Annotated in this window: 22 protein-coding genes; 15 read left to right on the top strand and 7 right to left on the bottom strand. The window is 74.4% G+C overall.

Going from position 1 to position 25029, the window contains the following annotated elements:
- Window positions 1-16 precede the first annotated feature (16 nt).
- The 6 genes from ACLQ14_RS16080 to ACLQ14_RS16055 all read left to right on the top strand — a co-directional run bounded on the left by ACLQ14_RS16080 (window position 17) and on the right by ACLQ14_RS16055 (window position 6721).
- Complete coding sequence (locus ACLQ14_RS16080) at window positions 17-1132, top strand: LLM class flavin-dependent oxidoreductase (protein WP_425814835.1); 1116 nt, start codon at window positions 17-19, stop codon at window positions 1130-1132.
- 26 nt (window positions 1133-1158) lie between these two features.
- Complete coding sequence (locus ACLQ14_RS16075; protein ID WP_425814833.1) at window positions 1159-2748, top strand: LLM class flavin-dependent oxidoreductase; 1590 nt, start codon at window positions 1159-1161, stop codon at window positions 2746-2748.
- The gene (locus ACLQ14_RS16070; RefSeq protein ID WP_425814831.1) at window positions 2745-3338 is read left to right on the top strand and encodes a GNAT family N-acetyltransferase; all 594 of its coding nucleotides are present in this window, start codon (window positions 2745-2747) and stop codon (window positions 3336-3338) included. The genes ACLQ14_RS16075 and ACLQ14_RS16070 overlap by 4 nt, the downstream gene beginning before the upstream one ends.
- A 2-nt stretch (window positions 3339-3340) precedes the next feature.
- Entirely contained in the window at window positions 3341-4459 is a 1119-nt protein-coding gene (locus ACLQ14_RS16065; RefSeq protein ID WP_425814829.1) for an LLM class flavin-dependent oxidoreductase, read from the top strand.
- Window positions 4460-4802: 343 nt separating this feature from the next.
- The gene (locus ACLQ14_RS16060; protein ID WP_425814827.1) at window positions 4803-5432 is read left to right on the top strand and encodes a TetR/AcrR family transcriptional regulator; all 630 of its coding nucleotides are present in this window, start codon (window positions 4803-4805) and stop codon (window positions 5430-5432) included.
- Complete coding sequence (locus ACLQ14_RS16055; protein ID WP_425814825.1) at window positions 5429-6721, top strand: Cmx/CmrA family chloramphenicol efflux MFS transporter; 1293 nt, start codon at window positions 5429-5431, stop codon at window positions 6719-6721. The genes ACLQ14_RS16060 and ACLQ14_RS16055 overlap by 4 nt, the downstream gene beginning before the upstream one ends.
- 38 nt (window positions 6722-6759) lie before the next feature.
- Here the strand turns inward: ACLQ14_RS16055 and ACLQ14_RS16050 are convergent, their stop codons facing one another.
- From ACLQ14_RS16050 to ACLQ14_RS16025, 6 genes are read right to left on the bottom strand one after another with little or no spacing between them, the layout of a single operon-like run.
- Complete coding sequence (locus ACLQ14_RS16050) at window positions 6760-8418, bottom strand: ABC transporter substrate-binding protein (protein ID WP_425814823.1); 1659 nt, start codon at window positions 8416-8418, stop codon at window positions 6760-6762.
- A gap of 19 nt (window positions 8419-8437) precedes the next feature.
- Window positions 8438-10084, bottom strand: coding sequence for a dipeptide ABC transporter ATP-binding protein (locus tag ACLQ14_RS16045; protein ID WP_425814821.1), 1647 nt, complete (start codon window positions 10082-10084; stop codon window positions 8438-8440).
- Complete coding sequence (locus ACLQ14_RS16040) at window positions 10081-11031, bottom strand: ABC transporter permease (protein WP_425814819.1); 951 nt, start codon at window positions 11029-11031, stop codon at window positions 10081-10083. Before ACLQ14_RS16040 ends, ACLQ14_RS16045 begins: the two co-directional genes overlap by 4 nt.
- Window positions 11028-12005, bottom strand: coding sequence for an ABC transporter permease (locus tag ACLQ14_RS16035; protein WP_425814817.1), 978 nt, complete (start codon window positions 12003-12005; stop codon window positions 11028-11030). The genes ACLQ14_RS16040 and ACLQ14_RS16035 overlap by 4 nt, the downstream gene beginning before the upstream one ends.
- A gap of 26 nt (window positions 12006-12031) precedes the next feature.
- Entirely contained in the window at window positions 12032-12619 is a 588-nt protein-coding gene (locus tag ACLQ14_RS16030) for a flavin reductase family protein (protein ID WP_425814815.1), read from the bottom strand.
- The gene (locus ACLQ14_RS16025) at window positions 12616-13251 is read right to left on the bottom strand and encodes an NADPH-dependent FMN reductase (RefSeq protein ID WP_425814813.1); all 636 of its coding nucleotides are present in this window, start codon (window positions 13249-13251) and stop codon (window positions 12616-12618) included. Before ACLQ14_RS16025 ends, ACLQ14_RS16030 begins: the two co-directional genes overlap by 4 nt.
- A 111-nt stretch (window positions 13252-13362) precedes the next feature.
- Between ACLQ14_RS16025 and ACLQ14_RS16020 the strand changes: the two genes are divergently transcribed.
- From ACLQ14_RS16020 to ACLQ14_RS15995, 6 genes are all read left to right on the top strand, one after another.
- Window positions 13363-14139 carry a copper homeostasis protein CutC gene (locus ACLQ14_RS16020; RefSeq protein WP_425814811.1) on the top strand — a complete coding sequence of 259 codons (777 nt, stop codon included), beginning with the start codon at window positions 13363-13365 and terminating at the stop codon, window positions 14137-14139.
- Between the two features lie 246 nt (window positions 14140-14385).
- Window positions 14386-16107 carry an ABC transporter substrate-binding protein gene (locus ACLQ14_RS16015; protein WP_425814809.1) on the top strand — a complete coding sequence of 574 codons (1722 nt, stop codon included), beginning with the start codon at window positions 14386-14388 and terminating at the stop codon, window positions 16105-16107.
- A 66-nt stretch (window positions 16108-16173) separates the two neighbouring features.
- Entirely contained in the window at window positions 16174-17163 is a 990-nt protein-coding gene (locus tag ACLQ14_RS16010) for an ABC transporter permease (protein WP_425814807.1), read from the top strand.
- The gene (locus ACLQ14_RS16005; RefSeq protein ID WP_425814805.1) at window positions 17156-18229 is read left to right on the top strand and encodes an ABC transporter permease; all 1074 of its coding nucleotides are present in this window, start codon (window positions 17156-17158) and stop codon (window positions 18227-18229) included. Before ACLQ14_RS16010 ends, ACLQ14_RS16005 begins: the two co-directional genes overlap by 8 nt.
- Complete coding sequence (locus ACLQ14_RS16000) at window positions 18226-19140, top strand: ABC transporter ATP-binding protein (RefSeq protein ID WP_425814803.1); 915 nt, start codon at window positions 18226-18228, stop codon at window positions 19138-19140. Before ACLQ14_RS16005 ends, ACLQ14_RS16000 begins: the two co-directional genes overlap by 4 nt.
- 1 nt (window position 19141) lies before the next feature.
- The gene (locus ACLQ14_RS15995; protein ID WP_425814801.1) at window positions 19142-20008 is read left to right on the top strand and encodes an ABC transporter ATP-binding protein; all 867 of its coding nucleotides are present in this window, start codon (window positions 19142-19144) and stop codon (window positions 20006-20008) included.
- A 32-nt stretch (window positions 20009-20040) separates the two neighbouring features.
- On the opposite strand, the gene ACLQ14_RS15990 is transcribed toward ACLQ14_RS15995, so the two are convergent.
- Window positions 20041-21459 carry an MFS transporter gene (locus tag ACLQ14_RS15990; protein WP_425814799.1) on the bottom strand — a complete coding sequence of 473 codons (1419 nt, stop codon included), beginning with the start codon at window positions 21457-21459 and terminating at the stop codon, window positions 20041-20043.
- A 129-nt stretch (window positions 21460-21588) separates the two neighbouring features.
- Between ACLQ14_RS15990 and ACLQ14_RS15985 the strand changes: the two genes are divergently transcribed.
- The 3 genes from ACLQ14_RS15985 to ACLQ14_RS15975 are packed head-to-tail and all read left to right on the top strand — an operon-like array spanning window position 21589 to window position 24620.
- Window positions 21589-22479 carry a LysR family transcriptional regulator gene (locus ACLQ14_RS15985; RefSeq protein ID WP_425814797.1) on the top strand — a complete coding sequence of 297 codons (891 nt, stop codon included), beginning with the start codon at window positions 21589-21591 and terminating at the stop codon, window positions 22477-22479.
- A 9-nt stretch (window positions 22480-22488) separates the two neighbouring features.
- Entirely contained in the window at window positions 22489-24234 is a 1746-nt protein-coding gene (locus tag ACLQ14_RS15980; RefSeq protein ID WP_425814795.1) for an RNB domain-containing ribonuclease, read from the top strand.
- Window positions 24231-24620, top strand: coding sequence for a sterol carrier family protein (locus tag ACLQ14_RS15975; RefSeq protein WP_425814793.1), 390 nt, complete (start codon window positions 24231-24233; stop codon window positions 24618-24620). Before ACLQ14_RS15980 ends, ACLQ14_RS15975 begins: the two co-directional genes overlap by 4 nt.
- Window positions 24621-25029: the final 409 nt, after the last annotated feature.

Genomic DNA, 25029 nt, shown 5'->3' with positions numbered 1-25029 from the left:
ACCGAAAGGACATCCCATGGCCGCGATCCAGGGCCTCGACCTCATCGACGCCCCCGCCGGCGCGACCCCCGAGCAGGTCACCGCCCGCCTGCAGGAGGTCGTCCGCAACGCCGTGCTCTTCGAGGAGCTCGGGTTCGACGGGTTCGCCGTCGGCGAGCGCCACCACACCCCGTTCGTGTCGAGCGCGCCGCCCGTCGTGCTGTCGCACATCGCCGCGCGCACGTCGCGCATCCGCCTCCTCACGGGCGTGACGCTGCTGTCGGTGCTCGACCCGGTCCGGGTCGCCGAGGACTACGCGACGCTCGACCACCTGTCGGGCGGCCGGCTCGAGATCATCGTCGGCAAGGGCAACGGCCCCGAGCAGGCCGAGCTGTTCGGCATCGGGCGCACCGAGGCGTGGGACACGCTCGAGGCGAACTACCGGCTGCTCCGGCAGCTCTGGTCGGGGGAGCCGGTCACGTGGGACCCGCCCGAGGGCCTGCCGACGATCCGCCGGACACCCCTGCGCGACGCCCAGGTGTTCCCGCCGCCCCTGCAGCGCCGCATCCGCGTGTGGCACGGCTCGGCGACCGCCGAGCGCAGCGTCGAGCTCGCCGCCGAGTACGGCGACCCGATCTTCTCGGCCAACGGGTTCAACCCGCTCGAGTACTACGCGCGGCTCGTGCGCCACTACCGCGACGCGTGGGAGGCGCGCGGGCGGGACCCGCAGGACGCGCTCGTCGGCGCCGGCCACGGCGCCGTCCTCGTGGCGGAGCGTTCGCAGGACGCCGTCGAGGCGTACCGACCGGTGTACGAGGCGCAGGCCGCGCGTCTGCGCGCCGCGAGCAGTCACCTGCCGGGGACGGTCACGTTCTACGACTCGTACGAGGACTTCCTCGCGCAGGGCTCGAACCTCATCGGCAGCCCTCAGCAGGTGCTCGACAAGGTCGCGCGCTACCACGAGGCGTTCGGGCACCGCGTCATCAACGTCGCGGGCAACAAGGGTGGGCTCGGGCAGCAGGAGTGGGAGGACTCGCTCCGCCTGTTCGTGTCCGACGTCGTGCCCGAGCTGCGCCGCACCATCCCCGACCCGCCCTCGCCCGAGCAGAGCGCCGACGTCGCCTCGCGGGCGACCGCCGTCGTCGCCGCCTGACCGCTCCATCGCAGAAGGAGACCCCTGTGTCCCAGCCGAAGAACGTCCCCCTGTCCGTCCTCGAGCTCGCCCCGGTGAGCGTCGGGCAGCCCGGCGCCGAGGCGATCGGGGCCGCGCTCGACGTCGCCCGCGCCGCCGACGACGCTGGGTACCGCCGGATCTGGTTCGCCCAGCACCACCTCTCGCCGGGTGTGGCGTCGGCGCAGCCCGCCGTGCTCGCCGCGCTGGCCGCCGAGCGAACCACCCGGATCCGCGTCGGGTCCGGCGCGGTGCTGCTCGGCAGCACGACCCCGCTCGTCGGCGCCGAGCAGTTCGGCACCGTCGCCGCCGCGCACCCGGGCCGCGTCGACCTCGGCGTGGGTCGCGCCCACGTCCCCCCGCCCGCCGGAGGCGGCACGACGGCCGAGCACGAGCCAGGCGGCTCGGCGTCGGACGCGGAGCAGGCACCCGCCGGTGCTGCGGGCACAGCGCGCCCAGCGGGCACCGCCGTGGTCGACACGACCGTCGAGACGCGCGTCGTGGACGGGCTCGTCGTCCCGCCGCCCGTGGGCTTCGATCTGTCGAACCCGGCGCTCAAGCGGCGGCTCCTCGCGCACCGCGACGTCGTGGGATCGCGCGATGCCGGCGACTTCCGGGCCGAGCTCGAGGCGATCCTCGCCCTGCGCGCGGGGACGTTCGCGTTCGACGGGCTCGCGTTCACCAGCCCGCCCGTCGAGGGCACGGACTTCGACCTGTGGGTCCTCGCTTCGAGCGGGGGCGAGAGCGCGCGGGTCGCCGGCGAGCTGGGCCTGCCGCTCGCGGCGAACTACCACGTCGCGCCGGGGAACGTGCTCGACACGGTCGCCACCTACCGGGCGGCGTTCCGGCCGGGCGTGCTCGCCGAGCCGTACGTCGTCGTCTCGGCGGACGTCCTCGTGGCCGAGACGGGTGCGCGCGCCCGCGAGCTCGGCGCACCGTTCGCCGCCTGGGTCCGGTCCATACGCACCGGAGCCGACGGCGCGATCGCGTTCCCCGCGCCCGGCACCACGACGCCGGTGGAGGAGTGGTCCGACGAGGAGCGCGCGCTCGTCGCCGACCGCGTCGACTCGCGGTTCGTGGGCTCGTCCGACGAGGTCGTGGCGGGGCTCGAGGCCCTCGTCCGGGCGACCGGCGCGGACGAGCTGCTCGTGACGACCGAGGCGTTCGACCCGGCGGACCGCGTCCGGTCGTTCGAGCTCCTCGCCGCGGCCTGGGCCGAGCGCGCGCCCGTGCAGCCCGCGCGCGAGGCCGCCGAGCGCGTCGCGGCGGGCGCCGTCCTGATCGACGTGCGCAGCGCGGGCGGCCGCGCCGCCACCGGCGCGATCCCGGGCGCCCGGGTCACGGACCGGAACCGGCTCGAGTCCCTGTTCGACGACGCCGGCACGCCGCTCGTCTCTCTCGACACCCCGGTCGTCGTGGTCTGCGGGTCCGTCAACGGCTCGGGACCGGTGGCGCGCGAGCTGCGCCGCCGCGGCTTCACCGACGTCACGCACGTCGACGGCGGGTTCCCGGCCTGGAAGGAGGCCGGCCTGCCCACGGTCGCAGCCGAGCCGGCGGACGCCCAGCCCCTCGCCGCACCGGAGCCGGCGCGCGCATGAGCGCCGAGATCCTCGAGGCGGCGCAGCCCGCGTCGGGCCCGCCGGAGACATCGCCCGCCGTCGTCGTGCGGCTCGCCGAGCCCGCCGAGCACGCCGCCGTCGCCGACCTGCTCGAGCGCGCGTACACCGCGGACTACGCGATCGGCGACGAGTACCGGGCATCACTGCGGGCGGTCGCCGAGCGGGCCGCCGAGCACCAGGTGTGGGTCGCTGCGCGCCGCGATCCCGAGGGCGACGTGCTCCTCGGGAGCGTCGCGACGCCGCGCCCGGGGCGGACGATCTCGCCCCTCGCCCGGCCCGGCGAGCTCGACTTCCGGCTCCTCGGCGTCGACCCGTCGGCCCGCGGGCAGGGGGTCGGCCGCCTGCTCACGCGGCACGTCGTCGACCTGGCCCGCGAGCGCGGGCTCGTCCGCGTCGTCATGAACTCGGGGCCGCGCATGCTGCCGGCCCACCGGCTCTACGCGTCGCTCGGCTTCGAGCGGCTCACCGAGCGCGAGACCCACGTCGTCGAGGGCGGGACGCTGCTCGCGTTCGGCCTCGACGTCGCCCCGCACCCCACCCCCGATCCCACGCACCGAACGGAGTCCTGACCATGCCCGTCGAGTTCCTCGGCATCGCCACCACGAGCGACGCCTCCGAGACCACTGCCCCCACGACGAAGCCGATCGACCTGCGCTACCTCGAGCGCATCGTCCGCGCGCACGAGGACAACGGCTGGACGCGCGTCCTGTTCGCGTACGGGTCGAGCGGCCTCGAGCCGTCGGCGCTCGCGGGCTGGATCGCGGGACGCCTCGACTCCATCGAGCTGCTGCTCGCGCACCGGCCCAACGTGTCCTACCCGACCTTCGCGGCCAAGACGTTCGCGACGCTCGACCAGGTCTCCCAGGGTCGCCTGTCCGTCCACTTCATCACGGGCGGCAACGACCACGAGCAGGCGCGCGAGGGCGACCGCCTGACCAAGGACGAGCGTTACGCCCGCACCCACGAGTACATCCAGATCGTCAAGCAGGCGTGGACGAGCGCCGAGCCGTTCGATCACCACGGCCCGTTCTACGACTTCGACGACTTCGTCCTGGACGCCAAGCCCTTCGAGGGCCGGGTGCCGACGATCTCGTTCGGAGGCTCGTCGGAGGCCGCGTACAAGGTCGGGGCCGCCGAGGCGGACATCTTCGCCGTCTGGGGCGAGCCGCTCGACCGGACCGCCGAGCAGATCGCCCGGATCCACGCCGAGGCTCGCGCGGCCGGCCGCACCACGCTGCCCCGCATCCACGCCGCGTTCCGGCCGATCATCGCGCCGACCGAGGAGCTCGCCTGGGAGAAGGCGCACGACGTCCTCGGCCGGATCGAGGCCCGCAAGGCGGGAGCCGGCGACCAGCTCCGCCGCTACCGCACAGGCGCTCCCGAGAACGCCGGATCGCAGCGGCTGCTCGAGATCGCAGCGCAGGGCGAGCGCTTCGACACCGCGCTGTGGACCGCGACCGCCAAGGCGACGGGCGGCGCCGGCAACTCGAACGCGCTCGTCGGCACGCCCGAGACCGTCGCGCAGGCGCTCCTCGCGTACTACGACCTCGGCGTGAGCGTGATCTCCGCGCGCGGCTACGACCTGCTCGACGACGCCACCGACTTCGGGCGCTACGTCATCCCGATCGTGCGCGAGGAGGTCGCCAAGCGCGATGCCGAGCGCGCGGCGGCGGACGCCGAGGCAGCCTGAGCCCGCGCCGCCGCGCGTAGCGCGGCCCACCTCCACGGCCCAGGGTCGCCGGACCCGCCGAGTCCCGGAATCAAGGCAGGGGGCTTGATTCGGCCCGCAGGGTCGCCCCTCCTCGGCGGGGCTGTGGAGGGGGGTCGCGCTACGTCCGTGCGATCCGGCCGACGACGAGGTCGTAGCGGCGCCAGCCACCACAGCCCGGGCCACCCGGCGCACGCCGGGGCCGGGCGACAAGGCCTGGGGCTTGATCTGGGCGCGTCGCCGGCGGAGCGGCGCGGCTGCTGTGGTGGCTGGTGCCGCTACGCCTGTTCTGGACAGTGGTGTCCAGAACACGTAGCGTGACCCCATGCCCAGAAGACGCCAGTTCGACGAGGACGCCGTCGTCGACGCCGCCATCGCGGAGTTCACCGAGCGCGGCTACGCCGGCACCGACGCGGTCGGGCTGTGCGAGCGCGCCGGGATCGCCCGGTCCAGCTTCTACAGCACGTTCACCAGCAAGGACGCGCTGTTCGAGCGTGCCCTCGAGCGGTACACCGGCCAGGGGGTGGGGCAGCGAGAGGCACTCCTCGCGAGCCCGGACCCGGCGCCCGTCGTCCTGCGCCGTCGCTTCACGGACGCCCTCGGCGACCAGTGCGCCCGCGAGGACCGCGCCGGCTGCCTGTCCGTGAACACCGCGGTCGAGCTCGGCCGCAGCATGGACGGCATCGCCGCCCTGCTCGACGCCGACCGCGCCGCCTGGATCGACGCCTACGCGCGGATCCTCGCGCGCGGGCGGGCCGAGGGTCACGTGCGCGCCGACGTCGACGCCGACGCCTTCGCGCCGCTCTTCCACACCACGCTCGCCGGGCTGCGCGTCGCCGCCCGGGTCGCGACCCCGCAGGAGGTCCGCGCCCAGCTCGACGCGTTCCTCGACGCGCTCAGCACCGACGCCGGCCGCCAAGCCCTCGCGTCGAGCGCCGAGGGAGCGCTCGCGTGAGCGCGGCGACCGCGACCGGCGGCCCCGCCCGCACCCGGGTCCCCGGCGTCGTCCTGCTGCTGGCCGCCGTGATCTTCTGCCTCGGCACGAGCGAGTTCATGATCGCCGGCCTGCTCGAGCAGATCGCCGCCGACCTCGACGTGAGCATCCCGCAGGCCGGGCTGCTCATCACCGCGTTCGCGGTCGGGATGGTCGTGGGCGCGCCGGCGATGGCGGTGCTCACGCTGCGCCTGCCGACGCGTTCGACGCTCGTCCTCATGACCGTCGTCTTCGCGGCCGCGCACGTGCTCGGCGCGCTCGCCCCCGGCTACGCGGTCCTCCTCGCCTCGCGCGTGATCGCCGCGGTCGCGTGCGGGGGGTTCTGGGCGGTCGCGGCCGTGCACGCGCACCGCGCGAGCCCGCCCGAGGCCGTGGGCCGTTCGCTCGCGGCGCTCATCGGCGGGCTCACGATCGCCAACCTCGTGGGGGTCCCCGGCGGGGCGTGGCTCGGCGAGCAGTACGGGTGGCGCTCCGCGTTCTGGGTGATCGCCGTCGTCACCGCTCTCGGTGCCGTGCTCGTCGCGGCCACCATCCGCGATCCCCGTCCCGCCGACGGCGCCGCCCGGGTCGTGCTGCCGGGCACCCGGGACCTCCTCGCCCGCGAGCTGCGGGTGTTCCGCACCGGGCGGATCTGGCTCGCGCTCGCGACGACGGCCCTGTTCCAGGGGTCGGTGTTCGCCGCGTTCTCGTACTTCTCGCCGCTGCTCACCCGGGTCGCCGGGCTCGACGACTCCCTCGTACCCCTCGCGCTCGTCGGCTTCGGCGTCGGCGCGTTCGTCGGGGTGACGGTCGGCGGACGCCTGGCCGACCGGAACCTGTTCGCGAACCTCCTGGGCTCGCTCGCCGCGACCGCGGCCAGCCTGCTCCTCCTGGCCGCGGTCGCGTCGGTGCCGTGGGCCGCCTTCGGCGCCGTGCTGCTGGTGGGGATGTCGGCGTTCTCGATCGCGGGGGCGCTCAACGCCCGCGTCTTCCAGATCGCCGCCGACGCCCCCACGCTCGCGGCCAGCATGAACACGGCCGCGTTCAACGTGGGCAACGCGGTCGGGCCCGCGCTCGGCGGCGCGGTGATCGCGCTGGGCCTGGGCTACCGGGCGCCGCTGCTCGTCGGCGTCGCGCTCGTGCTCGGCGGCGTCGCGACCACGCTCGTCGCGATGCGGCGCGACGGGATCCGGGTACGCCGCGTCGCGCCGTCGACCCAGAAGGCCGCCCTGCCGACCGTCCCCGCCGAGGCCTGCTGCGCCGCCGACTGACGGCGGCGCAGCGCGACGACGAGCGCAGCCTGCTCCGGCTACTTCGCCTTCCAGGCGTCGACCAGCAGGTCGAGGCGGGAGTCGGCGCCGAGGCTGACGCCGTGGACGTCCTTCTGGGTGCCGATGATCGAGGTCAGCTCGAAGACCGGCACGGTGTGGTGCTGCGTGACGAGCCGCTCCTGCGCCTGCGCGAGGACCTCGTCCCGCTGGGTCGCGTCGCCCGCGGCGAGCTGCTCCTGCAGGAGCTTCTCGAGGGTCGGGTCGTCGAGCTGGTAGTAGTTCGTGGCTGCCGTCGAGTAGGAGGTGCGCAGGATGTCGCCGTCGGCGCGCGAGCTGTTGCCCCAGGCGGCGTCGTAGTCCCCGGTCTGCAGCTTCTGCAGGTACTCGGGGACGGACCCGGTCTCGAGCGTCACCCCGATGCCGACCGCCTTGAGCTCCTGCTGAATCAGCTCGAGCGCCGTCTGGTTGGGGGCGAAGTTCGAGATCCACTCGATCTTCAGGCTCAGCGCCTTGCCGTCCTTGCTGCGCAGGCCGTCGGACCCGGCCTTCCAGCCGTCCGCGTCGAGCACCTGCTTGGCCTGGTCGGCGTCGGTGACGAGGGCTGTGCCCTCCGTGCTCACGTCCGTGTAGCCGGGCGTGGTGACCCCGAGCGGGCTCGTCGCGACGGCGAACTTGTCGTTCAGCGCGGTGTCCCGGACCTCCTTCGGGTCGATCGCGAGCGCGACAGCCTTGCGCAGCTCGGGGTCCTTGCCGAACGGGCTGCCCTCGTTGAACGTGAGCCCGAACGTGACGCCCGGGTTGGCCCGGTACACGACGGGCAGGCCCGCACCGTCGAGCTGGGCGACGTCGTTGGGCTGGACGCCGCCGATCACGTCGGACTGGCCGGAGGTGAGCGTCCCCGTGCGCACGCCCGCCTCGGGGACGACCTTGAACGTCACGGAGTCCAGGTGCGCGCCCGCGGTGTTGTCGAACGCGGCGGGCGCCCAGGTGTAGCCGTCGCGCTTCTTCAGGACGGTCTCGACGTTCTTCGTGTAGTGCTCGAGCACGTACGGGCCCGAGCCGACGAGCTTCGAGCCGTCGGCCCGCTCGTCGAACGGGGTCGCGAGCGTCGAGGCGCCGAGGATCCCCAGCCCCACCTGCGAGGTGGCCTGCGGGAACGCCGCGTTCGGCGCCTTGAACCGCACCGTGACGGTGTCGCCCTTCACGGTGATCGTGTCGAGCCCGACGAACGCCGTGACCGCGTTCAGCGCCTTCGCGCCGTTCTTCACGACGTCGTCGAACGTGTCCTTGACCGACTGCGCCGTGAGCGGGGTGCCGTCGGAGAACGTGACGCCGTCGCGGATCGTGAACGTGAACGTCCTCGCGTCGGCGCTCGCCTTCCACGACGACGCGAGCCAGGGCTGCAGCGAGCCGTCCTTCGGGTCCTGGTAGAGCAGGGAGTCGACGAGCTGCCGCGTCACGTACAGCGTGTCGTTGCCGGAGCCCGTGCCGGACGGGTTGAGCGAGATCGGGTCGTTCTGGAGGGCGAAGGACAGCGCCCCGCCGTCCACGGGGGAGCCGCCGTCGGACGCCGTGCTGCCCGCCCCGGACGAGCCACCACCGCAGGCGGCGAGGGCGAGCGTGAGGGCTGCGGCCGCTGCGGCGAGCGCGGCGGGTCGGCCCCGGCGGGGCGACGGTCGCGTGTGTCGGTGGTTCATCGGTCTCTCTTCTCCGGTGTCACGAGGCGACGGGGACGTCGGCCTCGGCGCGGCCGCCGGGGATCGCCCCGAGCAGCTCGCGGGTGTAGGGGTGCTCGGGGTCGGCGAGCACACGGTCGGTGGGGCCCTCCTCGACGATGCGGCCGTCCTGCATCACGACGACGTCGTGGGCGATCTGCCGGACGACGGCCAGGTCGTGCGAGATGAACAGGTAGCTGACGCCGAGCTCGGCCTGGAGGCGGGCCAGCAGCTCGAGCACCTGCGCCTGGACGCGGACGTCGAGCGCGGACACGGGCTCGTCGAGCACGACGACCTCCGGCCGGGGCGCGAGGGCGCGGGCGATCGCGACGCGCTGCCGCTGCCCGCCCGACAGCTCCGCGGGGCGCCGCGCGAGGGCACTCGCGGGCAGGGCCACCTGGTCGAGCAGCTCGGCGGCGCGGGCGCGGCGGGACGCGCGGTCCCCGACCCCGAACGCCCGCAGGGGCTGCGTGACGATCCGCTCGACGGACAGCCGGGGGTCGAGCGAGGCGTACGGGTTCTGGTGGACGAGCTGCACCCGACGGCGCAGGGCTCGCAGGCGGGCGCCGCTCGCGCGGGTCACGTCCTGGCCATCGAGCAGGACGGCGCCGCTCGTGGGGTCGGCGAGCCGCACCGCGACGCGCACGGTCGTCGTCTTGCCCGAGCCGGACTCGCCGACGATCCCGAGCGTGCTGCCCTGCTGGAGCGCGAAGCTCACGTCGTCGACGGCGCGCAGCACCCCGCCGCCCGCCGCCCGGGGACGGGGGAACTCCTTGACGAGGTGGCGGACCTCCAGGACCGGGGACGCCGCGTCGGGACCGGTGGCCCGGGCCGCCGGGCGCGCGGAGACCAGGGACCTGCTCGTGTTGAGGCTCGGGGCTGCGGCGATCAGGGCGCGTGTGTACGGGTCGGCGGGCGCGCCGAGGACCTGGGCGGGCGTGCCGACCTCGACGATCCGTCCCTGCGACATGACGGCGACCCGGTCGGCGCGGTCGGCGGCCACGCCGAGGTCGTGCGTGACGAGCAGCACCCCGGTGCCGGCGGACCGGGTGAGCCCCTCGAGGTGGTCGAGGATCTGGCGCTGGACGGTGACGTCGAGCGCGGACGTCGGCTCGTCGGCGATGAGGAGCGCGGGCCGGGCGACGAGCGCGACGGCGATGAGGACGCGCTGGCGCATGCCGCCCGACAGCTCGTGCGGGTAGAGGTGCGCGACTCCGTCGGGCAACCCGGCCTCGGCGAGGGCCTCCTTGGCGCGGGCCGCGGCGCTCTTACGGTCGGCGAGCCCGTGGATGCGCAGCACCTCGGCGACCTGCTCGCCGACCGGGGTCACGGGGTTGAGGGAGACGGTCGGGTCCTGCGGGACGAGGCCGATCCCGTACCCGCGGACGGCGCGCAGCCGGCGGGCGGGCGCGGTCGCCAGGTCGGTGCCGTCGAAGTGCACGTGCCCGCCGGTGATGCGGGCGGACGACGCGAGCAGCCGGACGACGGCGTGCGCCGTCGTGGACTTGCCGGAGCCGGACTCCCCGACGAGCGCGACGGTCTCGCCCGGGGCGACGTCGAGGCTGACGCCGCGGACGGCGCGGACTTCCCCGCGCGCGCTCGCGTACGTGACGTGGAGGTCGTCGATGCGGAGCAGGGGCTCGGTCATGACGGGTTCCCTTCGCTGTCGAGGGCGCGGGCGAGCCGGTTGCCCGCGAGGACGGTGAGGGCGATGACGATCCCGGGCAGGGTGGTGAGCCACCACTGCCCGGCGAGGTAGTCGCGGCCGCCCGCGACGAGCGAGCCCCACTCGGGCTGGGGCGGCTGGGCGCCGTACCCGAGGAACGACAGGGAGGACACGGCGAGGATCGCGGTGCCGAGCTCGAGCGCGGCGAGCACGAGGACGGGCCCCACCGAGTTCGGCAGGACGTGGACCAGGAGCACGCGCCACCACCGGGAGCCGCCGGCCCGGGCCGCCTCGACGTACGCCGAGGTGCGGACCCGCAGGACCTCCGACCGCAGGATCCGGGAGACGGACGCGACGCTCGTCGTGCCGACGGCGATCGCGACGTTGACGGTCCCGAAGCCGAGGGCGGTGACGACGGCGAGCGAGAGGAGGATCCCGGGGATCGCGAGGAGCACGTCGGCGAACCGCATGAGGACGGCGTCGAGCGCGCCGCCCACGAACCCCGCGAGAAGGCCCAGGACCGACCCGACGACGAGCCCGATCGCGATCGCGAGGAGCGCCGCGTGGAGCGTCGTCCCGGTGCCGTGCACGACGCGCGTGTACAGGTCGCGCCCGAGCTGGTCGGTGCCGAACCAGTGCTGCGCGGAGGGGCCGGTGAGCTTGTCCGCCGGGACGCCGTCGAGCGGGTCGCCCGACGCGAGCAGCGACGGCACGAGCGCGGCCAGCAGGACGACGACGAGCCAGCCGACCGCGACGACCAGCCCCGGTCGCCGGGCGACGAAGCCCGCGGCGTACCGCAGCCGGGAGGGGCGGGCGGCGTCGTCGGCGGGGAGCGGGGCGGCGGGCCCGACGGCGTCGACGTCCGTGGGCGCGCCCTCCGGCAGGCCCGCGGGGTAGGCGGGCGCCAGCGTGGTGGTGAGGTCGGTCATGCGGGGGCTCCCTGGAGTGGCGCGGCGCTCGCGGACGCCGGACGTCGGCGCCGCTCGAGCCGCGGGTCGAGGAGGGGGTAGACGAGGTCGACGAGGAGGTTCGCGAGCACGAAGACCAGCGCGCCCACGAGCACGACGCCCTGGACGACGGGCACGTCCTGGGCCTGGACGGCGGTGGCGGTGAGCCGGCCGAGGCCGGGCCGCGAGAACACGGTCTCGGTCACGACGGTGCCGCCGAGGAGCCCGCCGACGAGCAGCCCGGTGGCGGTGAGCGCGGGCAGGGCGGCGTTGCGCAGCGCGTGCCGCAGGTGCACCCGGGCGGGCGAGGCGCCCTTGGCGCGCGCGGTCGCGACATACGGCTCGCGGAGCGTGACGACGAGGCTCTTCGACAGGAGCTGCGCGATCACGGCGCCCGTGGGGAGGGCGAGCGTGACGGCCGGCAGGACGACCGACGCGACGCCCTGGTCGCCGATCGCCGGGAAGATCGGCAGCCGGAACGAGAACCACTGCAGGAGCATGAGCCCGAACCAGAAGCCCGGGATCGCGACGCCGAGCGGCGGGAGCCCGAGCAGCAGCGCCTGGAGGCCGCGGCGGCGGGTCAGCGTCGCGACGACGGCCAGGCCGCCGCCCAGGACGACCGCGAGGACCAGCCCCGCGAGCGCGATCTGCACCGTCGGGCCGATCGCGGCCCCGATCAGCGAGCTCACCGGCTCGCGCGTGCTCACGGACCGGCCGAGGTCCCCGTGCAGCACGTCCCCGAGCTGGTGGACGTACTGGACCAGCAGCGGCCGGTCGTAGCCGTACTCGTGGCGGACGGCCGCGAGCTGCTCGGGCGTGACGTCGCTCGAGTCGGTCCCGAGCAGCAGGGACACCGGGTCGCTGGGCAGCGCCCACAGGACGAAGAACGACACCGTGTAGGCGGCCCAGAGCACGCCGACGGCCTGGGCCAGCCGTCCTGCGACGTACCGGAGCATGGGGGTTACCTCCGTGGGGGAAGGGCTCAGATGGCGGTGTGGTCGCCGATGCGGTGGTAGGTGCGGTCGTGGTAGACGAGCGGGCCGGCGGCGTCGGGTGCGCCGGGGCGCACCCCGTGCTCGAGCGCGCGCAGCGAGACGAGGTAGCTGGACCCGACGGGCGTGCGCTGGACGACGCGGGCACGCACCCACGTCAGGGCGTCCTCGATGACGGGCTCGCCCGTGGGCAGCGCGGACCAGCCGCCCGCGGCGAAGCGGTCGATGCCGCTCGTCGCGAAGCGCGCGGACACGTCGTCCTGGTCGTCGGCGAGGAAGCTCACGGCGACGGTGCGGGCGCGCGCGAGCGCGGGCCACGACGACGACGTGGAGGCGATCGAGAACGCCAGCAGCGGCGGCTCCGCGGAGACCGAGATCACCGACGTCGCGGTGAAGCCGACGTGGCGGGGCTCCACGCCCGGCTCGGGGTCCTCGTCGCGGAGGGTCACGACGGCGACCCCCGCGGGGTGGCGGCGGAACACGACCTTGTAGGCGTCGATGCTCAGGTGCGGCTCGTCCTGCTCGGCGAGCAGCGCGTCGAGCCTGGTGAGGTCCTCGGACAGGGGCTCGGCGCTCATCGGGCGACCCCCGTCCGGACGGTGGCGCGCAGGGCGGGCGCGGCGTCCGCGAGCCAGCGCTCGAGGACGGCGTCGCGGCCGGCCGGGTCGCCGAGGTCCGCCTCCGTGACGGTCAGGGCGCGCGTCGGGACGACGGCGCCGAGCTCGACGAGCAGCGGGCGCAGGTGCACCTCGCCGGCGAGCGCGTGGGCCGGGTTGCCGGACACGACCAGCGGGATCGCGACGACGTCGCGCAGGTCGCCGGCCCGGTACAGGTCGAGGAACGCCTTGAGCAGTCCCGTGTACGACGCCTTGTAGACGGGGGTCGCGACGACGACGACGTCGGCCCGGGCGAGGTCGGCGAGCGCCGCGTCGGCGGCGGGGTGCTCCGGGGCGAGCAGCTCGGGCGCGAGGTCGGCGAGCTCGAGGAGCTCGATCGAGGGCTCGATCCGGGCCTCGGCCCCGGGTGCGCTCGCGAGCACCCGGGCGACGGCGTCGGCGGCGGCCCGGCCGGTCGCGGCGGTCCGCGAGCCGGGCCTGGGGTTCCCGGACAGGACGACGACGCGCAGCGGGCGCGCGGCGTCGAGGGCGCTGGGTCCGCTGGCGGCGGCTGGGCTGGAGGAGGCGACGGTGGCCTCGGCGGTCGTGGTCATGGCTCGTTGTAGGTCCCCGACGGCCCGCGGGTCACGCGTTGCCCGGATGTTCCCGCCCGCCGGTCGAACGTTGCGCCACGTGACACGGCCGCGGGGGACTAGCCTCGTCGCGTGACCGACGGAACCCGCCCCCGCTCCCGCGTCTCCCTCGAGATCGCCGTCCAGGACGTCGCGGGGGTCCGGGCGGCCCGCGCCGCCGGCGCCCAGCGTGTCGAGCTGTGCGTGGCGCTCGGCGCCACGGGCGGGCTGACCCCCAGCGTGGGCCTCGTCGACGTGGCGCTCGCCGTGGCGGAGGACTTCACCGACCACGAGCCGATCGAGGTGCACCCGCTGATCCGGCCCCGCGCCGGCGGCTTCGTGTACGACCGCACCGAGCTCGACGTGGCGCTCGCGGACGTGCGCGCGTTCGTGGACGCGGGCGCGCACGGCGTCGTCGTGGGCGCGCTGACGCCGGACGGGCGCGTGGACGTCGAGGCGGTCCGCGCGCTGGTCGCGGCCGCCGAGGGCCGTGAGGTGACCTTCCACCGCGCGCTCGACGCGGTGCCGGACGTGCTCCGGGAGCTCGACACGCTCGCGGCGCTCGGCGTCGCGCGGGTGCTGACGTCGGGCGGCGAGGCGCGCAGCATCGACGGGCTGGAGCAGCTGCGCCGGTGCGCGCACCACGTCCACGACGGCGCCCTGCCGCTGCAGGTGCAGGCCGGCGGGGGAGTGCGGGTCGCCGACATCGCCGCCCTCGTCGGCGCGGGCGTGGACGCCGTCCACCTGTCGGCCAAGACGCTCGTGCACGACGCTGCCGGGCCGGGCGGCGCGGGCGAGTACGAGGTCACGGACGCGGGGCTGGTGCTCGCGGCGCGCGACGCGCTGGACGCCGCGCTGGCGAGCGACTGACCGGCACTCACCCCCGACCGACGGCGCGTCGCGAGCCGCCGACCGGCGACTCAGGGCCCACCGCGGAACCCCCACGGGCCAGCGCCTGAGCCGCGGGAGGATTGCCGCCCTGTATCAGTTAGGTAACTTTCCTGATCTATCGGGTCCGGCCCAGGAGATCCTTTGTTAGTGTCCCTGCACACCTCACGGTCGAGGCGCGGGCGCAGGGGCGCGCGGGCGTCGCCGTCCTCCAGGAAGGGACCAACGATGATCCGAAGCACGAGGCGCAGGAGCGTCGTCGCCGCCGTCGCGCTGGCGTCGGGCGTCAGCCTGCTGCTCGCGGGGTGCGGTGGCGGCAGCAAGGCCACCGACACGTCGACCAAAGCGGGCACCGAGAAGCCGACCGGGGTCGCGAGCTCGACCCGGGTACTCAACGTGTGGGCGGGCTCGATGACCCCCATCGTGTCGAACTTCAACCCGTTCTCGCCCAACGTCCTGCACGCGGCGATGGGCCCGATCTACGAGCCGCTGTTCGCGTTCAACAAGGCGGGCTCGGGCGACCCGACGCCGCTGCTCGGCGAGTCGTACGAGTTCAGCGCGGACGGCAAGCAGCTCACCATCAAGGTCAGGTCGGGCGTGACGTGGAGCGACGGTCAGCCGTTCACCGCGAAGGACGTCGCCTACACGTACGGCTACGCGTTCTCGAAGCCCTCGTACCTCACGTCGGCGAAGGCGACCGACGACACCACCGTCGTCCTGACGTTCGACAGCCCGCAGTTCACCAACGAGTTCTCGCTCCTGGGCACCACGTTCATCATCCCGGAGCACATCTGGAAGGACGTCAAGGACCCCGCGAAGTTCACGAACGACGACCCGATCGGCACCGGGCCGTACGTCCTCAAGAAGGGCTCGGTGTCGTCGCAGGCCTACACGGTCGTCGCCAACCCGAAGTACCGCGACGCGGGCCAGGGCAAGCCCGCGGTCAAGACGGTGCGCTACGTCGGGCTCGACGGGAACCAGAACGCCGAGGACCTCGTCAAGCAGGGCAAGATCGACTGGACCGGCATGTTCGTGCCCGACGTCGACGCCGTCACCTCGCTCGGCATCGGGTACGTCAACACGCCGCAGGACCCCACGACGATCTACACCTGCGCGAACGCCGACGAGGGCTGCAAGGGCGCCCAGACCGACAAGGCCGTGCGCCAGGCGCTCAACGTCGCGATCGACCGCAAGCAGATCAACGACAAGGCGTTCAAGGGGCTCGGCGCCACCGTCTCGCCGACCTTCGCGCTCCTCGGCCGCGACGACGCGTGGATCACCGACGACGACTGGAAGGAGTCGCCGCAGTCGGCCGACGCCGCGGCCGCCGCGAAGATCCTCGAGGCCGCCGGCTACGCCAAGGGCTCGGACGGCTTCTACGCCAAGGACGGCAAGACCGTCAGCCTGACGCTCAAGTCGCCGAGCGGCTGGACCGACTACAACCAGGCGGCCGAGCTCATCGCGTCCCAGGCCAAGGCTGCGGGCATCAAGATCACCGCGAGCACGATCTCCGAGCAGGAGTACTTCGACGCCCGCGGCTCCGGCAGCTTCGAGCTGCTGATGGGCGGCGTCGTCGGGACCTCGGTCGCCGACCCGTTCCAGATCTACAAGGACTGGTTCGCCGGCTTCTCGACCACCAAGGTCGGCACGCCGCTCAAGGCGAGCACGTGGAACTTCTCGCGCTACGCCAACGCCGACGTCGACGCCGCCGTCAAGGCAGCGGCCGCCACGAACGACGACGCGAAGCGCAAGGAGCAGTACGCGACCGTCCAGAAGAACATCGTGGACGACCTGCCGTACATCCCCGTGATCATCAACGCGACCCAGACGTTCTTCGACCAGAAGGACTTCTCGGGCTGGCCCACCCAGGACGACCTCTACATGTTCCCGCCGTCGTGGGGCTCGGTGTCCTCCGGCGTGATCCTCGCCAACCTCGTCCCGCTCAGCTGAGCCGGCCGGGACCACCGAGGACGAGCACGACGATGCACGACACGCAGTGACGGGAAGAACCGGACCATGAAGTACTACGGGCGGCGGGTGGCGTTCTACGCGATCACCCTGTGGGCCGCCGTCTCCCTGAACTTCCTCATCCCGAGGATGCTGCCCGGCGACCCCGCGCAGATCCTCATCGGGAAGCTCGCCCGCAACGGCGACGTGACCCCGGCGGTGGAGAGGAACGTCAAGCTCATCCTCGGTGGCTCCGACGAGTCGCTCTGGAACCAGTACTGGGCGTACCTGGACAACATCGTCCACGGCGACCTCGGCATCTCGGTGTCGAAGTACCCGGAGCCGGTGTGGGACCTCATCAAGGACGCCCTGCCCTGGACGCTGTGCCTCGTCGGGGCGTCGACCATCATCGCGTTCGCGATCGGCATCGTGGGCGGGGCGTGGATCGGCTGGAGGCGCGGCAGCGCGTGGGACCACGTGATCCCGTTCACGGCGCTCCTGCAGTCGGTGCCGTACTTCTGGCTCGCGCTGCTGCTCGTCTACTTCCTCGGCATGAAGCTCGGCCTCGCGCCGATCTCGTGGGGCTGGGACGTGCAGAAGTACGACCATCCCGAGTGGACCTGGGCGTCGATGGTCGACGTCTTCCAGCACGCGGTGCTGCCGGCGCTGACGATCGTGCTCAGCGCGGTCGGCGGGTGGCTCGTCGGGATGCGCAACATGATGGTCTCCACCCTGGCGGAGGACTACATCGTCACGGCGGAGGCCAAGGGCCTGCGCCCCCGCCGGGTGCTGTGGGTGTACGCGGTGCGCAACGCCGCCCTGCCGTCGTTCGCCGGGTTCGCCGTCGCGCTGGCGTTCGTCGTGTCGGGATCGCTCGTCATGGAGCAGGTCTTCAGCTACCCGGGCATCGGCAAGCTCATGATCACCGCCGTGAGCAACGCGGACTACGCGCTCATGCAGGGGGTGTTCCTGCTCACGACGGTCGCCGTGCTCGTCGTGAACTTCCTCATGGACCTCATCTACGGCTACATCGACCCGAGGACGCGTCACCATGGCTGAGCACGAGACCACGGGCGAGGACGTCCGCGAGGCCCACCTGGTCACGGGGGCGGCCACCACGGTCGAGGCGGCGGACGTCGTCGTCGACGGGCTGCCCCCGGACCTGGGCGACGCGGCCGCCGAGCGGCCCCGCTCGCGCCGGCGCGACCTCATGCCGTCGTGGTCGCCCAAGCTCGTCGTCGGGCTGGTGATCACGGGCCTCATCGTGCTGTTCGCGATCGTCGTGCCGTTCTTCACGCTCGACCCGAACAGCACCGACTACGACGGCCTGCTCAGGCCGGGCGAGCAGGGCCACCTGCTCGGCACGAGCGCGATCGGCAACGACATCTGGGCGCAGCTCGCGCACGGCGCGCGCGGGTCGCTGATCATCGGCGTCACGGTCGGCGTGATCGCCCTGCTGCTCTCGGTGGTCTTCGGCATCTTCGCCGGCTACCTGGGCGGCTGGACGGACGAGACCCTGTCGCTCATCACGAACATCATGCTCGTCATCCCGGCGCTGCCCCTGACGATCGTCCTGGCCGCCTACTCGTCGAGCCGGTCGATGTGGCTCGTGGCCGGGGTCCTGGGGCTGACGGCGTGGACCGGGTCGGCGATCGTGCTGCGGACCCAGGCGAGATCGCTGCGGATGCGCGACTACGTGCTCGCGGCCCGGGTCGCGGGTGAGGGGTCGCGCCGGATCATCGCCGTCGAGATCCTGCCGAACCTGCTCCCGCTCGTGGCGGCGCAGTTCCTCTTCGGGGTCATCTTCGCGATCCTCGGCGAGGCCGGGCTGTCCTACCTGGGCCTCGGCCCGACGGATGCCGTGACCTGGGGCACCATGCTCTACCAGGCCCAGCAGGGCTCGGCGCTCACGCTCGGCGCGTGGTGGTGGTTCGTCCCGCCCGGCCTCCTCATCGCGCTGCTCGGCTGCGGGCTGTCGCTCGTGAACTTCGCCATCGACGAGATCATCAACCCCAAGCTGCGGAACGTGCCGAAGGCGACCAGGCGGGTCCGCGAGGCCCGCAAGGACGAGGCCCGCCCGCCCGCGGACCAGCCCGCGGCAGCGACCGAGAAGGTGCACGTATGAGCGTCTCCGCGACCCGGACGGCCGGTCCCGTGAGCCTGTCCTCCCACGACGCGTACCTGCGGGGGCTGACGCCGGTCCTCACGGCGACGGACGTGTCGATCGACTACCTCGTGGACCCGCCCGTCCACGCCGTCAGGAACGTCTCCCTGACCCTGCACCGCGGCGAGATCCTCGGCCTCGCGGGGGAGTCGGGCTGCGGCAAGTCGACCCTCGCCTACGGGCTGAACCGGCTGCTCAAGCCACCGGCCGACCTGACGAGCGGTGCGGTGACGTTCCACGACGAGTCCGGCGCCGCCGTCGACGTCCTCGGCCTCGCCGGGGAGAGCCTGCGCGTGTTCCGCTGGGACAAGGTGTCGATGGTCTTCCAGGGCGCGATGAACTCGCTCAACCCGGTGATCAGCGTCAAGCGGCAGCTCTTCGACGTCTTCACGACGCACCGCCCCGACATGCCGCGGAGGCAGAGGCTCGCCGAGGCGCGCGAGCTGCTCCGCATGGTCGGCGTCGACCCGAGCCGGCTCGACAGCTTCGCCCACGAGCTCTCGGGCGGCATGCGCCAGCGCGTCATGATCGCGATGGCGCTCGCCCTGCGCCCGCAGGTGATGATCATGGACGAGCCGACGACGGCGCTCGACGTCGTCGTCCAGCGCGGCATCATCCGCGAGATCATGCGGCTGCGCGAGCAGCTCGGCTTCGCGGTCGTCTTCATCACGCACGACCTGCCGCTGCTCCTCGAGATCTCCGACCGGATCGCCGTCATGCTCCGGGGCGAGATCGTCGAGCTGGGCACCGCGGCCGACGTCTACGAGCGGCCGCAGCACGAGTACACGCGGCGCCTGCTGTCGTCGTTCCCGAGCCTGACGGGCGACCGCGGCTCGTTCATCCGCACGGGCGAGACCGAAGGGACGGCCTGACATGACCCCCACCGACCGGGGCCCGCGGCGCACGGGCGCGCTCGAGGTGAAGGACCTCGTCAAGGACTTCCGCGTCCGCTCCGGGATGCGGAGCGCGAGGTTCCGCGCCGTCGACCACGTGTCGTTCACGCTGGAGCCCGGGAAGACCGTGGCGCTCGTCGGCGAGTCCGGCTCGGGCAAGTCGACCGTCGCGCGCATGATCGCGAAGCTCGAGAAGCCGACGTCGGGCCAGATCCTGCTCGACGGCGAGCGCAGCGCCCACCGCGGCGTCGCCCTCATGCGCTACAGGAACGACGTGCAGATGGTCTTCCAGGACCCGTTCGCGTCGCTCAACCCGTTCCACACGGTCGGGCACCACCTCGAGCGGCCCATCAGGATCCACCACCGCGCCCAGGGGCGGGAGGCGATCGAGGCCGAGATCGAGCGGCTGCTCGAGCGGGTCAGCCTCGACCCGCCGCGCGAGATGGCGGGTCGCCGGCCGCACGAGCTGTCGGGCGGGCAGCGCCAGCGCGTCGCGAGCGCGCGGGCCCTCGCGCCGGCGGCGAGGTTCCTCATCGCCGACGAGCCCGTGTCCATGCTCGACGTGTCGATCCGCCTCGAGCTGCTCACCATGTTCGCGCGGCTCCAGCGCGAGGAGAACCTCGGGGTCCTCTACATCACGCACGACCTCGCGACCGCCCGACACTTCTCCGACGAGATCCTCGTCATGTACCGCGGGCAGGTCGTCGAGCGGGGTCCGTCGGACCGGGTGATCCTCGATCCCCAGCACGTGTACACCAAGACGCTGCTGGCGGCGGCGCCCAACCCGGAGAACCACGGGAAGCTGCGGGAGGAGGTCCGCGCCGAGCTCGCGCGGGAGCGCGCCTGAGCCGGTGCGGCCCGGCTCGTCCCGTCACGGCGTCAGGTGGCGGACCGCGGCCTGGTCGCGGCGAGCAGGACGAGGGCCGCGGCGCAGAGTGCGGCCAGCGCGGCGAGCCCCGTCGCGGGTGCGTCGACCACGAACGCTCCGGCCAGGGCGACGCCGACGCTCGCCCCGAGCTGGCGGACCGCGCTGAGCAGCCCGCTCGCGCGCCCCGCGGTGCCGGGCGGCGCCACCCCGATCACCAGCGCGACCAGGGACGGCAGCGCGAACGACGTGCCGAGGCCCAGCGCGACGAGCGACCCCAGCAGGACGGCGAACGCCGGGGTCCGGTCGAGGGCGCCGCCGCGCACCGTGAGGGCGAGGGCGAGAGCACCGGCTACGAGCAGCGCGAGGCCGAGCACGAGCGGTGGCCGCGGCCCGTGCCTCGCGACGAGTCGGCCGGTGAGCAGCGGGTTGACGGCGAACGGGACCGTCATCGGGAGGAACGCGAGCCCGATCCCGAGGGGGGAGAGCGCGGTGTCGCGGGCGAGGACGAGCGGGACGACGAACAGCACCCCGGCGAGAGCCGCGTTCACGGCACCGCCCGTGACGAGCGCGGGCGCGAGCCCGGGTCCGCGGACGAGGAGCGGGGCGCCGGAGCGTCCGTCGAGCAGCACCAGCGCGACGGCCGCGACTGCGGCCCCGGCCAGCGAGCACGTGCCGTGGACGACCTGGCCGGCCCCGAACGCGATCACCGCGTCGGTGCCGAGGGCGAGTGCCGCGACGGCCGCGAGCTGCACGGCCCACGCGGACCGGCGTCGGGCGACCGAGCCGGACGGGGCGCCGGACACCGGTGCCGGTCCGGTCCGAGGGGGCCGACGCCGGGCCACCCCCGGACCGTGGACGAGGAGGCACGTGAGCACCGCGAGCGGGACGTTCGCGAGGAAGACGAGGCGCCAGCCGCCGAGGGCGACGAGCACCCCGCCCAGCACGGGCCCGGCCGCGACCGCCGCGCCGCTGACTGCGGCCCACACCGACACCGCCCTGGCGCGCCGGGCCGGGTCCGGGTAGAGGTCCGCGATCATCGCCATCGACGCGGGCGCGCACAGCGCGGCGGCGACTCCCAGCGCGGCGCGAAGCGCCACCAGCGCGCCCAGGTTCGGTGCACCGGCGCACGCGAGGGAGCCCAGCCCGAACGCCAGGACGCCGACCGTGAAGACCCGGCGGGCGCCGAACCGGTCCGCCGCCGCCCCCGCCGACAGGAGGGCGGCCGCGAAGGTGACCGTGTAGGCCGTGATCGCCCACTGCAGGCCCGAGGTCGATGGGTGCAACGAGCGGGCGAGGTCGGGCTCGGCGACGGCCAGGACCGTCATGTCGAGCAGGACCATGAAGTACCCGAGGGCCACGCCGAGGAGGCGGGTCGTGGTGCCGCGCGGTGCGGCGGCAGGGGGCGTGGTGGGGGCGTCGTCGACGAGCATGAGGCGGCTCCGTGCGTGGTGGGGTCGGTGCGCCTTAGGCTCGACGAGCGGAGGCCATCCGCTCCACCGGCAGGTCCGAACGCCCCGTTCGGCGGCGCCGAACGACCGACCGGATCGAGGAGGGCGCGGGTGGAGCTGCGACAGCTGCGGACGTTCGAGGCGGTCCTGAGGCACGGGACCGTGACCGACGCGGCGGACGCCCTCGGGCTCGCGCCGTCGTCGGTCTCGGAACAGGTGCGCGCGCTCGAACGCTCGCTGGGCGTCGCGCTGTTCGTGAGGCGGCCCGGCGGCATGGTCCCGACCGAGGCGGGCGAGCGTCTCCGGGGCTGGGCGCGCCGGCTCCTCGGGGACGCGGACGCCGCCCGACGGGACGTCCTCGCAGTGCCGGCGGCGGTCCGGCTGGGCGCGCTCGAGACGATCGCCGCGCGGTACGTGCCGGGAGTCGTCGCCCGGCTCGCTGCCGAACGACCCGGTCTGGACGTCGTGCTCTCGTCGTCGGTGTCGCGCACCGCCCTGCTCGACGGGATCGTCGGGGGGACCCTCGACGCCGCGCTCCTGCTCGACACGGGCGCGGCGCTCGGCGCCCTCGGCTACCCCGTGCCGACCGGGGCGCTCGAGCACGTCGACGTCGAGCCCGTGCCGCTCGTTCTCGTGGCCGCCCCCGGCCACCGGCACGCGGGCCGGGGGGCGCTGTCGCCGACGGACCTCCGCGGCGAGCGGCTCCTCGTGAACGTGCCCGGCTGCTCGTTCCGCTACGCGGGCGAGCGACTGTTCGGCGACGTCGTCGACCGGGTCGAGGCGGGCGGCGTGCCCGTCGTGCGCTCCTGGGCGGCCGAGGGGCTCGGGCTCGCGCTCCTGCCCGAGTTCGCGGTGGCCGACGACCTCGCCGCGGGCACGCTGGTCCGTCTCGAGCTCGACGTGCCGCCGCTCGCCCTGCGGCTCGTCTTCCGGTCCGGTGCCGAGACGGACGACGACCTGCGGGCCCTGCTGTACGCGGTGGTCGCCCCGCGCACGCTCTAGCCTCGTGCTGTGCCCGCCCACTACCTGAGGATCGCCGGCGCGGACGCCGCGACCTCGCGTGCCGTCCGCCGTTCGCTCGCCGCCCTGCGGCAGGAGATGCAGATCCCCGCCGAGTTCCCGGCCGACGTCCTCGCCGACGCCGAGCGCGCGGCGGCGCGGGGGCCGGCCCTCGCCGCGCCGGCGCCGGGGCGCGAGGACCTGCGCGACCTGCGGTTCCTCACGATCGACCCGCCGGGCTCGATGGACCTCGACCAGGCGCTGGCGCTCGAACGCGTCGGCGGTGACGGCGGCGTCGGAGGTGAGGGTGGCGCCGGCGCCGGGTTCGTCGTGCACTACGCGATCGCGGACGTCGCCGCGTTCGTCGAGCCCGGCGGCCCCGTCGACGCCGAGTCCCACACCCGTGGCACGACCCTGTACGGCCCCGACGAGCGCACGCCGCTGCACCCCGCCCCGCTCTCGGAGGGGGCCGCGAGCCTCCTGCCCGACGTCGACCGTCCCGCCGTCGTCTGGCGGATCGTCCTCGACGCGCGGGGCGAGATCGCCGACGACGCACCCGACCGGCCGGGCGTCACCGTGCGCCGCGGTGTGGTGCGGTCCGTCGCCCGGCTCAGCTACGAGGAGGCGCAGGACGCGCTCGACGGGCGGGCGCCGTCGTCGGGCGGGCCGGGGAGCGACGCGTGGCCCGCGGGCGTCCGGGAGACGATCGCGCTGCTGCGCGAGGTCGGGACGCTGCGCCAGGAGCGCGAGCGCGACCGTGGCGGCGTCTCGCTCGACGTGCCCGAGCAGGTCGCCGTCACGCACGACGACGGGACCACCACCCTCGAGCTGCGCTCGACGCTGCCCGTCGAGGGCTGGAACGCGCAGATCTCGCTGCTCACCGGCATCGCGGCGGCGCGGCTCATGCGCTCCGGCGGGGTCGGGATCCTGCGCACGCTGCCGCCCGCCGATCCGCGCGACGTCGCCCGGCTGCACCGGACCGCGCGGGCGCTCGCGATCGACTGGCCCGAGGACCAGCCCTACGGCGAGCTGCTGCGCACGCTCGACTCCGCGCGGCCCCACCACGCCGCCTTCCTCGCGGAGGCGACGTCGCTGTTCCGGGGTGCGTCGTACCTGGCGTTCGGCGGGACGGGCCTGCCGGCTGTAGCGGCGCTGCCCGCGGTGTCCGACGACCCTGGCGACCGCGTCGTGACGCGACATGCCGCGATCGCCGCCGAGTACGCGCACGTCACCGCGCCCCTGCGGCGGCTCGTCGACCGGTACGGCACCGAGGCGTGCCTCGCGGCGTGCTCGGGCGAGCCCGTGCCCGCCCGCGCGCTCGACGGGCTCGCCGCGCTGCCCAAGGTCATGGCGCGGACCGGGCAGAGGGCGGGGTCGTTCGAGCGCGCGTGCCTCGACACGGTCGAGGCGGCGCTCGTCGCAGGTCGGGTCGGGGAGGCGTTCGACGGCGTCGTCGTCGACGTGGACGAGCGGCCCGCGAGGCCGGCGGAGCCCGCGGATCCGGGCGGGCGGCCGCGACGGCGGGGCCAGGTCGTCGTCGCGCACCCGGCGCTGCGCGCCCCGGTCACCGGCGTTGCGCTTCCGCTCGGCGAGCCGGTTCGCGTCCGCCTCGTCGAGGCGTCGATCGAGCAGCGCCGCATCGCGTTCGACCTCGCCGACGGTGACGCCCCGTTCGCCGAGGGTGACGCTGCGTTCGCCGAGGGGGACGTGGCGCGCCCGGGGCACGGTTCCTCCACGGCCGAGGGAGGGCGGGCGTGACGCCCCGCCGCCGCACCCCGCCCGACGCCGGTCGTGCCGCCCTCGCCGCGTGGCGTGCGGCGCTCGCCACCGGGGCGCAGCCGACGCGCGCCGACGTCGCCGCCGCGGTCCGCTTCACTCTCGAGGAGCTGGCCGATGTCGCCCCGGGGCACGCCGTCGAGGTGCGGGTCCCGCCGTGGGGCGCCGTCCAGGCGATCGAGGGCCCACGGCACACCCGCGGCACGCCGCCGAACGTCGTCGAGACCGACCCCGCGACGTGGTTCGCGCTCGTGACCGGGGGACTGACGTGGGACGACGCCGTCGCCGACGGGCGGGTGCGAGCGTCGGGCGAGCGGGCGGCCGAGGTTGCTCGTTGGCTGCCGTTGCAGGCCGCGCGGGTGCGATAGCGGGCCCCGGCTCCGCTCCTGACGAGCATTCCGTCGCAGAGCCCTGTGTTTCGACGAGGGTGCTGGGCCACGACGGCTGCGTGAAGCGAGGGGTGTGAGCTCGCCGCTGATGGGGGCGGTACGTAGGCCTTGTGGAGGTCGTCCCTCGCGGTTCCGGTCGGCGAGCTTCACGTGGGCCGTCGGTCGTGAGCAGGGGCGGACCTGCCGTCGAAGGGGTCGTTCCGTCGGAACGATCGCGAGCAGCGGCGGTCGTCCGGCGCCGGTCAGAACGGTGGCGGGTCGTCGTCCACGGTCCGACCGGCTCGATCGGCGGCGCCCGTACCGGCGGCGGCGCTCGTGAGTCCGGTGAGGGTGGTCGCGGGTCGTGTGACGTGCTCGGCGCCGGTCGGTGAGGTCCAGACCAGGGTGC

This window comes from Luteimicrobium sp. DT211 (assembly GCF_049844995.1).
Classification (GTDB): Bacteria; Actinomycetota; Actinomycetes; order Actinomycetales; family Cellulomonadaceae; genus Luteimicrobium.
Note: the sequence above shows the minus strand (reverse complement) of the source record. Positions and strands in the feature narration are given on the sequence as shown.